Origin of the sequence: Brevibacterium sp. LE-L (assembly GCF_050214925.1) — a bacterium.
Lineage (GTDB): Bacteria > Actinomycetota > Actinomycetes > Actinomycetales > Brevibacteriaceae > Brevibacterium.
In genome coordinates this window covers 625,155-639,825 of sequence record NZ_CP189759.1, presented here as the reverse complement: position 1 = coordinate 639,825, position 14,671 = coordinate 625,155, and the positions used below count along the sequence as shown (strand labels likewise).

The window sequence follows — 14,671 nt, the reverse complement described above, 5'->3', positions numbered from 1 at the left end:
CAGTTTAAGGTGCACAGCCCAGCTTCAAACGTGGGCTATCCAACTCAGACTGGGCTATTCGCAGACCCGCGCCACCGACGCCCCGCGCCATGGCGGCTACGCCATTTCCAGGGCGGCTTCGGGCTTCGTGGTCCGGGCCCGGACGATCGCGAGCAGCGACATCACGATGCCGATGACCGCCCAGGCCAGCAGTCCGCCGTAGGCTGCGGCCTGTCCGGTGGTGCCGGCGGCGATCGCGGCGAAGCCGTTCATCGACGGGGTCAGCGGCAGGATCGGTGCCACAAAGTCGAAGAACTGCGGCACCGCGCCGATCGTCCGCCCGGCCACGGCCAGGACCACGGCGATCACCGACAGGAACCGCCCCACTCCGCCGAACCACGCCACGAGGGCGAAGTTGAGGATCATGAACACGATCGCCGAGGCGAAGGTGAGCACCGCGATGTCGAAGCCTTGGACCGCATCGATGTCCATCACGGTCACCGCGAGGATCGAGAGCACGAGCGCCTGCAGCACACCGACGACCACGCCGGGCAGCAGACCTCGGGCCCACACGGCGAGCGAGGGCTTCGTCGACAGCAGGGCCCAGGCCGGAATCGGTTTGAGCACCGTGTACGTGACGAGCCCGCCGATCCACAGGGCGAGCATGATCAGCAGCGCGATCGTCGATCCTGCCAGGACGTTCGTCAGACCATCCGGGCTCGGGGCCTTGATGTTCGCCGAGGCGACCTTCGACAGCTGGTCGCGTTCCGGAGCCGTGTAGGAGGGCACATCGTCCGCTCCGTCCTTGACTCCGTCCGCGAACTTGCTGACACCCTTCGCGTATTTGCCGGTGCCCTTGTCGAGTTCGTCGAGTCCGGCCGCCAGATCGGAGGTGCCTGTCGCGGCCTCGGAGACACCGTCGGTGTACTTGCCGACACCGGTGCTGTACTCGTCGAGCCCCGCGGAGAGCTGCCCGGCTCCGTCGGAGAGCTCTGAAGAACCGTCCGCGAGCTGCCCGACGCCCTTTGACAGGGCCGGCATCCCGTCGGCGAGCTGCTGGTTGCCGTCGGCGACACCGGCGGCACCGTCCCGCAGACCCTGAGAGGCCTTGAGCAGCTTCGGAGCGTTCTTCGAGATGTCCGCCATGCCCTTCGTCAGCTTCCCGAGGCCGTCCTCGAGTCCCTTGACGAACTTGCTCACACCGTCGGAGAGCTCCGATGCGCCGTCAGCGAGTTCATCGGACCCGCCGAGGAGAGAGGCGCCGTCCTTCTCCTGCTCGAGCCCGTCGACGGCGGTGTTGAGTCCACCCGACGTGCCGTTGAGCAGGCCCTGCGCGTAGGCCTGTTCGATGCCCTTGCAGACCTGATCGGGGGTGCCGGTCGGGCACATCTCGGCCCGCGCCTGCTTCGCCTCGGCCGCGGTCATGATGTCCTCCTTCACGAGCCCGTCGAGATCCGGCTTCGCACCGGCCAGCTGATCGGCCTGGTCAGCGCCCTTCTTGAGACCGTCACGGTACTGGTGCAGACCATCGGAGAGGCCGGAGGCCCCCTTGGACACGCCCTGCGCGCCCTTGTCGAGTTTCTTTCCCCCGTCAACGAGGTCGTCGAGTCCGCCTTCGCCGGAGTCACCGGATCCGGCGAAGCCCTTGATGATCTCGTCGATCGACTTCGTGTATTCGTCGACTCCGTCGGAGAGTTCGCCGGAACCGTCGGCGAGCTTCTGGGTGCTGTCGGGAAGTTTCGCTGTCTTCTTGTCGAGTTCGTTCAGGCCTCCGGACAACTGGGAAGCGCCCTTCGACAGCTCTCCGGCACCGTCAGAGAGGTCCGAGGCACCGGTCTTGAGTTCGCCGCCGGACTTGCCCAGCTGTTCCATCCCCGCAGCCAGTTCACCCGCGCCGCTCGCGGACTTGTCCGTGCCTTCCTTGAGTCCTTCGGCGCCCTTGTCGAGTTCCCCGGCGGCGTCGCCGAGGTCCTTCATCTGCTCGCCCATCTCGTTGAAGCCGACGTAGATGTTGTCGAGGTAGGTCTCGGTCATCTTCGTATTGAAGGTCGTGCGGGCCACCTCGGCGACGGAACGGGAGATCTGCGTGTCCAAAGCCGGTACTGTGCCCGAGACATCGACGTCGATCTGCGTCTGGGTCGCCGATTTCGCGTCGTCGACCGAGGTCACTGCGCGGGAGAAGCCTTCGGGGATCGTCAGCTGCGCGGCGTACTTGCCGTCGGACAGCCCCTTCTCAGCCTCGTCTTCGTCGGTGATGACCCAGTGGATGTTGTTCTCATCCTCGCCCACGAGGCCGCTGGTGAGCTGTCGCCCGATCGGCACGGTCTTGCCGTCGACCTTCGCGCCGTCGTCGTTGTTGACGACGGCCGCCTCGATGGTGTCGAGGCGGTCGCCGCTCTTCCAGGTGGCGAGGATGAATCCGGCCGCCACGATGATGGGGATGAGGACCAGGCCGAGGAGGGAGAGCCAGTTCACCGGTCGCTTCGAGTTCGCACGTTCGAGTCTCACGACTGCACGCCTTCCATGTTGGTGCTGTCAGCGGCGTGGGTGTGTTCGCCGCCTGATTCGCTGTCGGTTTCGCCTCGTCCATCGGGCCGAGCTTCGTCGAGGTCGAGGTGAAAGTAGTTCGTGTCGGGGCTGAAGATCCCGGTCACATCGCCGTCGGGCAGGCCGAGGACGACGGTGGTGCCGTCTGCGACGAGCTGCGGCAGGAGGTCGCGCAGGTCGCGTCCGGGTCCGGCCGCGTCCCGTGCTCCTTCGCTCAGGTGCTCGGCACCGTCGATGATGAGCAGGTCCGGCGCCGAGGCGGCCATCCGAGAGATGTCGCGCGGGCTGATCGCCTGGTCGGCTCCGCCTGAAGTGAGGTCGAAGTACGGCACCTGGCGGCGGACCCGTCCGGAGTGTTCGGGCAGGACGTTCTCGCCGATCTTCATCTCTCCGGCCGTGAGCCCGACGCGGCCGGAGACGGCCAGCAGCAGGGCCCTGCGCGCGGCGCCGCTGGCGACGAGGATCTGTCCGGGCCGCAGCGAGATGTCGACGCGGGCGAAGCCGCGCTCCCCCGAATACACGCCGATTCCGCGACCGTAGACCCGGTAGTCCGAGTTCGGCTCCGGCCAATCGCGCAGCGCCACCTCGTGGGCCAGTCCCTCACCTTCGACGTCGAGGCGCGGCAGGATCCGATCGAGCCACTTCGGCAGCCACCAGGCTTTGTCGCCGAGGAGCTGCATGATCGCGGGCACCAGCGACATGCGCACGAGGAACGCGTCGACGAAGATTCCCGAGGCCAGGGCCAGGGCGATGGATTTGATGATCGGCTCACCGGCGGGCACGAAGGCCGCGAAGACGGAGAACATGATGACCGCCGCCGCAGCGACGACCCGCGCCGAGGAGGTGAAGCCGGCTTTGATGGCGTCCTTGGCCGAAGCGCCGTGGACGTAGGCCTCGCGCATTCCGGACACGAGGAAGACCTCGTAGTCCATGGCCAGGCCGAAGAGGATGCCCATGACGATGATCGGCAGGAAGCTGATGACCGGTCCTGTCGAGTCGATGCCCAGCGGTGCGGCGAAGAGTCCGTCGTGGAAGACGAGGACGACCGTTCCGAAGGAGGCGAAGACGGACAGGAGGAACCCGCCTGTGGCCTTGATCGGCACTGCGATCGACCGGAAGACCATCATGAGCAGGATGATGGACAGGCCGACGACGAAGATGCCGAAGGGCAGCAGCGCCTTTCCGAGCTGATCGGAGACGTCGATCTGGATCGCGGTGGCGCCGGTCACGGCGGTGTCGAAGTCGTAGTCGTCCTCGATCTCCGTGCTCAGGTCCCGCAGCCGGTCGACGGTTTCGAGCGTGGCCGGATCGTCGGAGGCGGTGGTCGGGATGATCTGGAACAGAGCGGTCGTGGCATCCCGGTTCGGGGTGGCCATGATGACCTCTTCGACCCCGTCGACCTTCTCGATGCGCTTCTCGATGTCCTCGACATCGTCGAGCGGGTCATCGCTGGTCACGATCTCGCTGGTCATCACCAACGGCCCGTTGTAGCCGGGCCCGAAGTGTTCGTCGATGAGGTCGTACGTCGCCCGGGCGGGCGTTCCCTGCTCCTGGTCGCCTGCGGTGGGCAGTGACAGCTGGAGCTGAGTGGCGGGGATCGCGAAGAGCGCGAGGCCGCCGACGATGACGACGATCGTCAGCAGCGGAATCTTCGTCACGACGGCCAGCCACCGTTCGAAGAACCGGTTCATGATCGTCTTCGGGTACGGTTCCCCCGCCTCGGCGCGGGCTTCGTCGGCGATCTCCTCGCGGGTGGCGGAATCGCTCGGCCCCGCCTCGGTGGAGGAGTTCCCCGCCGAGGCGGCGCTGCGTTCGTCTGCCCGCGCCGAGGCGGCGGCGAAGGCCTTCCGGTAGCGCTTCGTCGGCTTCGGCGTGATTCGGGACTTCGCGAGACCGAGGAAGGCCGGGATCATCGTCAGGGAGATGAGCACGGCCACGGCCACGGACCCGGAGGCACCGACGCCCATGATGGTGAGGAAGGGGATGCCGGCCAGGGACAGTCCGAAGAGCGCGATCATCACGGTCATGCCGGCGAAGACGACGGCGGAACCGGCGGTGGCGACGGCACGGCCGGTCGCCTCGAGGGGTGTGTGTCCCTCGGCCAGCAGGTCACGGGCGCGGGAGACGATGAATAGGGCATAGTCGATGCCCACGGCCAGGCCGAGCATGAGCGCGAGCATGATCGACGAGGAGTTGATCGTCGCGAATGCCGTGGCCCCGACGATGAGCAGCACGGAGATGCCGACGCCGATGAGCGCGGTGACCAGCGGCATTCCGGCGGCGCGGAAGGAGCCGAGGGTGAGCAGGAGGACGATGAAGGCGATGACCACGCCGACGCCTTCGACCCAGGAGATCTCGACGCCGGTGATCTGGAAGAGTTCGCCGCCGCCGTCGACCTGTGCCCCGGGCAGGTCGTCGCGCAGCGGTTCGAGGGCGTCGATGAGGTTGTCCCCGGCGTCTTCGCCGACTTCCTGCTGGGTGCCGTCGTATTGGACGGAGATCATCGCCGCCGAGTCGTCCTTGCTGATGGCGCCCTCGACGAGGTCGGAGAACGGGGAGGTCACCGTGTCGACGTGCGGGAGATCTTCGAGCCGCTTGACCTCGTCGCCGATCGCGTCCTTGTACTTCGCATCCGTGACGGAATCGCCTTCGTCCGCGACGACGATGACCGAGGCGGAGACTCCGGCCGCCTCGGGGAAGGTCGACTGCATCGAGTCGAGCGCGGTCTGCGCTTCGGAACCCGGCAGGGTGAAGTCGTCGTCGAAGTCCTTGGCGAAGGCGGCGACCCCGGCTCCGACGAGGACGAAGATGAGCAGCCATGCGGCGATGAATCGCCACGGGGTCTGGTACGCACGGCGGCCCAGGGCGTAGAGGAAAGTTGACACGGAAACCTCGATACAAAAGTGTATTGGATACAGTATTGTATTGTTGTGCAATCCTCACCGTCCACGCAAATGGATTCCAGGAATCGCGAAGATTCCCATCAGATGTTCAGCCGCCGAGGCGGTCGCACAGTCGTCGACGACGACGCCGCGACCGCATCGGCAGACCCGACCACCGCCACGAGATGACGATGACAACAGACGAACTCAGCCCCCGCAGACGCCAGACCCGGTCGACCCTCGTCCAGGCCGGGACCTCGGTGTTCGCCGTGCGCGGCATCGACGGCGCCTCGATCGAGGAGATCTGCGAGGCGGGCGGACTGACCCGTGGCGCCTTCTACTCGAACTTCTCCAGCCGTGACGACCTCGTGCTCGCCATCATCGAGATGCGCACTTCGGAGAACCTCGACCGTCTCGATGCGACGATCCGACGGTGGACCGAACAGCTGACTGCCACCACCGAGGTGCCCGAGATCAAGGCGCTGATGACACAGTTCATCGACGACGTCTTCAATGAGAAGAAGCAGACGGTGGCCGAGACCATCACCGAGCAGGAGATCGAGCTCTACTGCCTGCGGGTCCCCCACCTCTACGCCCGCTACCTCGAGCTCAACGCCACTCAGCTCGACCGGCTCGCCGCGCTCGTGACCACGGCCCTCGAGGTCGCCGGGGCCACGACGAAGCAGCCGATCGGGGAATTCCTCACCGTCATCATCTCCGTGTTCAACCGGATCGCACTCTCGGCCGCGGCCGGCAAGGAGATGGACGAACACGTCGACATCGACCCGAGCCTCATCGTCGAGGTCCTCATCCACCTCATCGACTTCAGGCCCTGCGAAACCGACTGAGCGCAACACCGGCAGGGCGGCCGAGGCGGGCCGGTCGGCCACGGCGAACCGGTCGGGCAGCCGAGACGGGCAGAGTGACGGCGAAGTCGGACTGCGCACGGGACTCAACTCCGTGGCCCGAGGCACTATGGTGGTTCCCGTGAATGAACTTCAGCGCGAATTTACTGCCTTCATCAACAATATGGACGTCCGACTCGGCGCGTTCGTCCTCGCCGACCTGCCCGAGACCTTCGAGAAGGAGGACGGGGAGACGGTGAAGTTCCCGAAGGACTTCGGCCCGAAGTCGCTGCCGATGCTCGAACTCTTCGTGCTCTCGAAGTTCCCCAGCACCGAGGCGATCCTCGAAGCGGAGAACCGGCGGTTCTTCGAGGGCCTCATCCGTTACCTCGGCGAGACCTATCTGCGGGCGATCGGCGGGGTCTGGGACCACGACGAGACCACCGGCAGCGGGATGCCGTTCATCCGCCCCGACACCGAGGAGGGCCCGGCCGCCGGTGAGCCGATCCCGCTCGTGGGCATCGTGCTCACGGCCGTCGATCAGCGCAGCGCCGAGGTGTTCACCGCGGTGCTGAACAAGGCCCGAGAGCTCCTCGGAGGGGACGGACTGCCGCGCCGCAAGTGCACGGGACTGTCCCTGGGCATGCTCACGGCCGAGAACTCGAGCGAGGAGGAGGTCGAGTTCCTCTCCCGCTTCATCGGCACCGTCGAACCGGGCATCGCCGCGTGGACGCAGGAGCAGGCCGATCCCGCGTCGTGGGGCTTCGATCGTGAGAGCCTGGCCCGGCTGGGCAAGCAGATCGCGGTCCGCTACGACTCCCCCGAGGACATGATGGACGAGGAGGAGACCCCGTTCACCGCCGGTGCCATGCGCTTCATCGGCGAGACCATCCGCCGGACATGCTTCGGCCAGTGGCGCTACGGCACCGACCTCGAAGCCGACGATCCGCGCAGCCGCCAGCCCTATGTCCGCTTCGTCATCGGCGACCAGAACCTCGACCTCGTGCCCTGGCGCCTCATCCAGGCGGCCCTGGACGATGCGGACGCAATCGCCTCGGCGCTCGAGGCGGTCATCGAGATGCGCGAGAACGAAGCCGCCGAGGCGGAGTCCGAGACCGACGGCGAAGGCGACGGCGAGGACTGAGCCGCCGCATCGAGCGCGCATCGACCGCCGGATCAGAGCTGGAAGCGACGATTTCCGCGCATCCCATCGGCCGGCGATCCGGGGGCGAGGTCGATCTGTCTGCGCGCCGGGTCGATGCGCACGCTCACCAGGGTCGCCGAGCGATTGCCGTAGGCGGCGTCGGGGGCCGGGGTGCAGCACACCGGCGCTTCGCCGGGACCCGTCGTCAGCAGTCTCGTGAGGTCGGCGACGCTCACAGGCGCATCGGCCGCCGTCCCGCTTTCAGCGTTTTCGGCTTCAGCGTTCTCGGCGTCACCGGCAGCGGGCTCAGACTCGCCTACCGCGGGCTCGGGCGGCTCGACGGCGGGCTCGGCCTCGCCAGTCGCGGCGCGGTCGGCTTCGAATCGTGCAACGACCTGCTCGAGGTGCCGGCCGCGCTCCTGTGAGGTCGAGTCCGGGCGCAGCTCGAGCGCCCCGTCGAGCAGATCGGGGTGGAGGAAATGGTTCGTGTGGATGAGGAATCCGCGACCATCTGCTCGACGTTCGCGTTTGGTCTCGCCGGCGATCTCGACCTGGACGGCCGCCTCGGCGGTGATGACGGTGATGATCGATGACGATGAGGTCGGGCTCGAGTGGATGATCTCCAGCGCCTCGGCGAGGGTGCTCGCCCGGCTGAGCACCCGGTTGAGGATCATATGGATGGGCACTCCCCCGGGCCCGTCGCCGGTGTGTTTGAGGATGTTGAGCAGGACCCCGACGCCGGCCTCGTTGAGGCCGATCTTGCCGAGCATCCCGAACTCCGCAATGCCCACATGACGGTGCTGACCAGGCACGGAACCGACATCGTTGATATGCCACAGCGTGGAGAAGTCCGCGGCCCAGTCCCAGTTCTGCGCCGCCACCGAGGCGCCCGGGCTGGTGAAGCTCACGGTCGAACATTCGGTCGGAGCAGCCGCGGCCAGGGTCATGATCTCGGTGCGGGCGATGATCTCCATGAGCTCGGCGACCTCGACGCCGGCGCCCTCGGCCGCGGCGGCGACCTCCTCGGCGTCGGTCGGTGACCATTCCTGCAGGCGAGCGAAACTCGACATCGCCGCGGAGCGCACGTCCGCCTCGGCGATGGAGAGGTGAGCGAAGTACCGCCGATACGCGGCGAGCGTGGAGGCGATCCCGGTGCGCAGCGTCTGTCCGCGTCGGCGACCGCGGTCGATATGATCGGCCGCGCGGACGGTGAAGGTCTCGGGCCGCACGTCGGCGGCGGGGACGAACTGGGTGCTCATGACGGATCCTCCTTCGGTTCCTTCGACCCGGGCACGGGATGTGCGCTCATGTCGGTTCCTGTCGGACCCGGTCAGTCCTGGCCGACGAGCGAGCCGATGCCGAGGTCGATACCGAGATAATGCATGTGTGCGGCGGTTTCGGCAAGGGCGGCGAAGAGGTTGAAGTTGTGCAGACTGTCGAATCCGCGCGACCAGTGCAGGCCCTGTGCGATCGAGAAGACGCTGTGGTCATCGGTGGCCTCCATCCGGGCGCGGATCTCGTCGAGGCGTGCGTGGTGGTGGTCGACGAGCTCTGCCTTGCGGTCGTGGAGTCCGCTGAAGCGGAACCCGTGGGCCGGCAGCACCGCCACCTCCTCGTCGAGTTGGCCGATCTTCTCCAGCGAGCGCAGATAATCGCCGAGGCTGTGCGTGATCGCCCCGCTGTCGAGGCCGATGTTCGGGGTGATCGTCGGCAGCACATGGTCGCCGGAGAACAGCAGATCGTCGTCCTCACGGACGAATACCGAGTGCCCGTAGGTGTGCCCGGGTGTCCACATGGCCCGGACGGTGCCGTCGGACAGGGGCAGTTCGGTGCCGTCGTCGAGGACGTGGACCGTGTCCGGCAGCTGCCGCAGGGCCTGCTGGTAGAAACTCATCGATTCGCCTGTGCGATCCGCATGGGTCGAGCCTGTCGAGCCTGTCGAGCTGTGTGCGGCCTTCGTGCCGCTCGAGCCGACCTGGAGGCTTTCGACCTCGGCCCAGCGGTCCTCGGGGACCCCGTAGGCGCGGGCGATGTTGAGGTTCGGGTTGATCCCGGTACCGAGGTCGACGGCGTTGGTGTAGAAGCGTTTGATCGAGCGCAGGTCCTCACCGTGCATGGCGACCCAGGCGCTGGGATTCTTCGCCAGCAGCGCGGGCACGAGACCGATGTGGTCGCGGTGGTAGTGCGTGATTGCGATGCCGTGGATGTCGCTGACCTTGAAGCCGAGGTCCGCCAGCGCCGAGGTGAGCGCCAGGTACTGGTCCTTGCCGTCCCAGCCCGGGTCGATGAGGACAACCCCGGAGCCGTCGGCGATCGCATAGCAGTAGGTGTAGACGAGCGGGTTGTCCGGGATCGGGACGGGGACGGCCCAGACTCCTTCGGCGACCTTTTCGACCGGGGGCAGAACCCGGTCCTTCCACGCTGCCGACTGTCGGGAACTGAGCGTTTCGATCGCCATACTTCTCTCACACCTCACTGTGGGTCCGTTAAGTCCTATGACTGCAATCTACTCTGTTTCCATCTCGGCCTGAAGGTTCGTTCGATAACTGGGCGGTTCGAGGCCGAGGCGGTGGCCGTGACGACCGGGCGAGTGTCGGGCGCCCTGGGATTGTGACGCCGTCTGCGGCAGGCGGCCGGAACGGTGCAGAACAACCCCGTGAGACTACCGATATCGTTGTGATCTTTGCTGAAAGTCACTGATTCCATCTCAATCGGGCACTTATTATTCGCATATTCATCGTCGACGGTTTCGCAATCAGTACCGAAGACGTTAAGATCATGACGCACATCACTGCCGGGGCGGCGTCGAGGACGACAGGCGCGCACCGGCAGCGGCAAGACTCATTGGGGAGGATTGATATGGCTGCTTCCGGCTCACTGAAGCGCAACCTCGGGCTGTGGTCCATCGTCGGGCTCGGACTCGGATACATGACCCCGACGGTGGTCTTCGATACGTTCGGAATCGTGTCCGGCGAGACCAAGGGAGCAGTACCCTCGGCGTACCTCATCGCTCTCATCGTCATGATCTTCACGGCCTTCAGCTACGGCAAGATGGTCAAGATCTTCCCGACCGCAGGGTCGGCGTACACCTACACCCGCGAGACGATGAATCCGGGCCTCGGCTTCCTCGTCGGGTGGACCTCGCTCATGGACTATCTGCTGCTGCCGATGGTCAACTGCCTCATCGCGCGCCTGTATATGGAGTCGCTCGTCCCCGACGCCCCACCGTGGGTGTGGGTCGTCGTCTACACGGTCGTCATGACCGGCATCGTCACCTCGTCGATGCGCGGCACGGCGAACTTCAACGCCGTTCTGCTCACCTTCGCCGTCACCATGGTCACGCTCTTCTGCATCTTCGCGATCGTCAATCTCACCAACGGTGACGGTGCCGGAGTCGTCTTCAGCCCCGAGCCCTTCGTCCATGAGGGTGTGAGACTCTCCGCCCTGCTCACCGGAGCGACCGTCGTATGCTTCTCGTTCATCGGCTTCGACGCCGTGACGATGTACACGAACGAGGCCAAGCACGTGAACCTCATGCCCAAGGCGATCATGCTCACCGTCATCGCCGGCGGTGCGATCTTCCTCGTCGCCAGCTACTTCGCGCAGCTGCTGTTTCCCGACAATTCGCAGTTCACCATCGTCGATGACCCGCTGCCGGAGATCGGCTTCCTCACCGGCGGCCACGTCTTCCAGGGATTCTTCCTCGCCGCTGCGTTCGCGGCCACGATCGCCTCGGGACTGGCCTCGCATGCCTCCGTGTCTCGCATGCTGCTGGTCATGGGCCGCAATGGTGTGCTGCCGCGGAAGGCCTTCGGCTACATCAACCCGAAGACCCACACCCCGGTGTTCAACATCGTCCTCGTCGGAGCCGTGTGCCTGCTAGCAATGTCGTTCAGCCTCGAGCTCATCTCCGCGCTCATCAACTTCGGTGCGCTCATCGCGTTCACCTTCGTCAATCTCACGGTCATCGCCCACTACGCGTTCCGAACCAAGCAGGTCGTGGATTTCAAGACAACGTTCAACTTCGTCATCATGCCGTCCATCGGCGCGATCCTCACCGGTGTGCTGTGGGTGAGTCTGCACAAGACGGCGCTCATCGGCGGCATCATCTGGCTGACGATCGGCATCATCTACCTGGCTGTGATGACTCGCGGCTTCAGGCGCTCGGTGCGCAGCTTCGACGACCCCGAGGCCGATGCCCAGATGTCCGAGCCCGAGGAGCCCGAGCCTTCCGGGACGCCCCAGCCCGAGGTGCCGGTCGAGGACTGAAGCCGCCAGGTGCCGGCGCCTCGGGGCCGGCGCCTGGGGGCCGGCGCCTCGGGGCCGGCGCCTGGGGGCCGGCGCCTCGGGGCCGGCGCCTGGCCTCCTCGTTCAACAGGGAATCAGGTTATCGATGCGAGGACCTACCGATAACCTGATTCCCTGTTGAACGAGCGGGCCCACTGCCGCCGGATGCAGAAGCCCCCGAGCACTTCGCTGATGCGAGGTGCTCGGGGGCTTCTCACTGGGCGGAAGCGGTGGGATTCGAACCCACGGTGCGGGGTTGCCGCACAACGGTTTTCAAGACCGTCTCCTTCGGCCGCTCGGACACGCTTCCCTCGGTTCTCTGATGCCGGTGACAGCACCGGAGTGAACCCGGCCTGCTCGGCGCGAGGCCGAGCCAGAACAGTTTCTCACAACCGCAACAGCATCTGCCAATTGACCGGGCAGCGCTGGGTCGCAGTCATGGCGCGACAGTATTCGACCTGGTCAGTTCTTCTTCCGCTTCTTCATCCGGTTCCGTTTGCGCTCGGTGCCGAGCAGCTCATCGAACACCGAACTGCCGGCCGAGTTCGAATCCTCGTCCGGCTCCTCTGAGGCTCGGTCGCCGGGTGTGCGGCTGCCGTCGCCGGAATCGTGCGCGCGTTCGTTCCAGGTCTTGCCGAGCTTCGGGGCATTCGTCGGCTTGGCCGGGGGCGACTCGTGGCCGGTGCTGTCCGCGTCCTCGGAGGTGGCTCCGCGAGCCGCGAAGGTTGCGGGCACCCGCTGGACGGGAACCTCCGACTCTTCCTCGTCGACGAATTCCTCGTCGGCGTCGTCCGCGGGCGGGACGACGGCGTGGTCCTCGACATCGTCGATGTCCGAGTCGGCTGTGGCATCAACAGTGTTCTCGGCGGTGTCCGCGACCGGAGCGGCATCCGCCTCGGCATCATCAGCGCCCGAGCTCGCGATCGCCGCCGCTACGGCACCAGACGTTCCCCGGGGCGCGGCAGCGGCCGACTCCGAATCGGCAGTGGTCGTATCGTCGACAGGTGCCGCCGCGGTGAATGCAGCACTCGGCTCGGCGTCGGCGGGCGCAGCGTCGCCGGCGGGAGCGACGTCGGCGAGGGTGTCAGGGGTGCGCTCTTCGTCGATGGGTGTCCTGTCGGTGGGTGCCTCCTCGGCGCGGGACGGCTTGCCCTTGAGCACGAGGGTGAGCGTGGCCAACGGCACGGACAGCCAGTTCGGGCGGTTGCGCAGCTCGGTCACGGTCTCCACGAGGAGGCGGTCGATGAGTGCTGCCCGCAGCACGGGGTCGCCCAGGCCGATGCTCTCGCCACGGGCGCGGGAGTACCCGGACAGCAGCGAATTCTGCACCTGCGAGGCCCACAGGTATTCGGGCGAATCGAAGATCGCGCGCAGGGCCGTCGGATCGTTGCCGAACCCGCTGACCACCAGGGATCCGTCCTCGGAATCGAGCGCATCCGTGCGCTGCAGCCGAGCGAACCCGGCCGCATAGTCGATGCTGCGCAGCAGCGCCACGAGGTCGAAGGCGGCAGGCTTCGGATCCGAATTCGTCGAATCCGTGAACTTCACCACCGAATAGCCGTCCGACGGTGAGCTGACCACATGGTCGAGCGTGAGCTCACCATGAATCTTCTGCAGAGTCCCGATGGTCTCCAGGCCCTGCACCTTCACCCGGTGGGCGCGCAGCTCCGGCACCAGCGAATCCAAGGCCAAAGGTGCCCGGCCGAGCGCCCAGTCGATGCGTTCGACCCACTTCGCAACCAGCTGCTTCGTCGGCTCGCCGGCGCCTTCGACGACGCCGAACTCGGCGGCCATGTCCGTGTGGAGTTCTCCGATGCGCCGGCCCATCTCCGCGGCATGGGCGTTGTACGCACCGATCGATCCCGAATCCACGGCACACACGGTGTTCACGGCTTCCCGCCAAGCCGGTTCGGCCTCGACGTCGACGTGGGAGAGCAGAGCCATCGGCGCCTCCATCTCCTGCACCTCGAACATGTCGTACCAGCGGCCGGACCCCCATCCGATGACCTCAGGCACGCTGCGCGACCCCGCCTCGGTGAGCAGCACGGGAATCGTCAGCGACGACGGCATCCCGTTCTCCAGCACTCGGAAGAATGACAGCTCCAACGGTTCGTATTCGTCATGGATGATGACCGTCGACTTGTGCGCACCGGAGTCCGCGACCTCGATCGGTCGGATCTCCACCGGCAGAACATCGTTCGCCCCTACCTCAAGGTCACCCTTGGCCGGCTTCGGCGGGACCGCCTCGGTGCCGGTGTCCGATGCGGGATTCGCCGAGGCGGCCGCCCCGTTCGCGGTCACCGGGAACGGCGTCGACGCTCGGTCCCGGGCGTCGGCCTTCTCCTGGGAATGGCGCAGGGACTCCGTCGAGAGCTGCCCGCCGTCGAAGACCTTGCGTTTCGTGATGGCATCGGCCATGAGGTTGACGAACACGGGGTCGGCGGCGCCGTCGTAGACATGGACGGTGCCGAGCGCGAGGTCGTCGACGCGGCCGATGAGGGCATGACGCAGGTGGATGTCCTCGGCGCCGCGCAGGGTCAGGGGAATGTTGAGGCGGCGCAGGGTCGGGCCGTCGCCGACGGAGATGACGGTGACGAGGCCGACGAATCCACCGAGCTCCTCGGCGGTGTAGGTGAACGCGCGAGCCACCGACATGGGGGTGATGTCGGGGTCGGAGCCGAAGTCTGCAGCGAGCTTGGGGAACCACGGCTGACGAGGTATCCAGCTGGCTAACAGTTGTTCGAGCTCACTGCTGATGGCCATGACGACTCCTAGGCGGGAATACGGGCACCTTCCATCCAATCATGTTAGGCGGCATTCGCGGATCAGGGCGCACCCGAAACCGTGAAGTCCGTGGCAGATCTGCGGCAGAACTCCGCCGTTATCGGGCGGCCGTGCGGGAGTGCGCGGGGCCGCGCGGGGACCCGCTCGGTGTCCTCATACCGATACGAGTTGCCAAATGGCAAGACTGAAGGCGCACAATAGTC

At 66.3% G+C, this 14,671-nt stretch carries 8 protein-coding genes and 1 tRNA gene; 3 read left to right on the top strand and 6 right to left on the bottom strand.

From position 1 onward, the window contains the following. Positions 1-96: 96 nt before the first annotated feature. A complete protein-coding gene (locus tag ACQE2J_RS02785) occupies positions 97-2,487 on the bottom strand; it encodes a YhgE/Pip family protein (RefSeq protein ID WP_135539881.1) in 2,391 nt (796 codons plus the stop codon). After that, on the bottom strand, positions 2,484-5,411 hold the full coding sequence (locus ACQE2J_RS02780; protein ID WP_426937026.1) for an MMPL family transporter: 2,928 nt from the start codon (positions 5,409-5,411) through the stop codon (positions 2,484-2,486). Before ACQE2J_RS02780 ends, ACQE2J_RS02785 begins: the two co-directional genes overlap by 4 nt. Positions 5,412-5,593: 182 nt before the next feature. Between ACQE2J_RS02780 and ACQE2J_RS02775 the strand changes: the two genes are divergently transcribed. Together ACQE2J_RS02775 and ACQE2J_RS02770 are read left to right on the top strand one after the other, a co-directional pair. Further along, positions 5,594-6,256, top strand: a complete 663-nt coding sequence (locus ACQE2J_RS02775; RefSeq protein WP_426937025.1) for a TetR/AcrR family transcriptional regulator — start codon at positions 5,594-5,596, stop codon at positions 6,254-6,256. Between the two features lie 181 nt (positions 6,257-6,437). Next, positions 6,438-7,397: a hypothetical protein gene (locus ACQE2J_RS02770; protein WP_426937024.1), complete on the top strand. Its 960-nt coding sequence runs from the start codon at positions 6,438-6,440 to the stop codon at positions 7,395-7,397. A 32-nt stretch (positions 7,398-7,429) separates the two neighbouring features. Here ACQE2J_RS02770 and ACQE2J_RS02765 read toward each other — a convergent pair whose 3' ends face one another. Continuing rightward, complete coding sequence (locus ACQE2J_RS02765; RefSeq protein WP_135539873.1) at positions 7,430-8,656, bottom strand: C45 family autoproteolytic acyltransferase/hydolase; 1,227 nt, start codon at positions 8,654-8,656, stop codon at positions 7,430-7,432. 71 nt (positions 8,657-8,727) lie between these two features. Continuing rightward, positions 8,728-9,855: an MBL fold metallo-hydrolase gene (locus ACQE2J_RS02760; protein ID WP_135539871.1), complete on the bottom strand. Its 1,128-nt coding sequence runs from the start codon at positions 9,853-9,855 to the stop codon at positions 8,728-8,730. Positions 9,856-10,256: 401 nt separating this feature from the next. Between ACQE2J_RS02760 and ACQE2J_RS02755 the strand changes: the two genes are divergently transcribed. After that, positions 10,257-11,666, top strand: a complete 1,410-nt coding sequence (locus tag ACQE2J_RS02755; RefSeq protein ID WP_135539869.1) for an APC family permease — start codon at positions 10,257-10,259, stop codon at positions 11,664-11,666. A gap of 240 nt (positions 11,667-11,906) precedes the next feature. Here the strand turns inward: ACQE2J_RS02755 and ACQE2J_RS02750 are convergent. Together ACQE2J_RS02750 and ACQE2J_RS02745 are read right to left on the bottom strand one after the other, a co-directional pair. Further along, positions 11,907-11,994: transfer RNA gene (locus ACQE2J_RS02750), tRNA-Ser, on the bottom strand. A gap of 152 nt (positions 11,995-12,146) precedes the next feature. Then, entirely contained in the window at positions 12,147-14,447 is a 2,301-nt protein-coding gene (locus ACQE2J_RS02745) for a maltokinase N-terminal cap-like domain-containing protein (RefSeq protein ID WP_135539867.1), read from the bottom strand. Positions 14,448-14,671 lie beyond the last annotated feature (224 nt).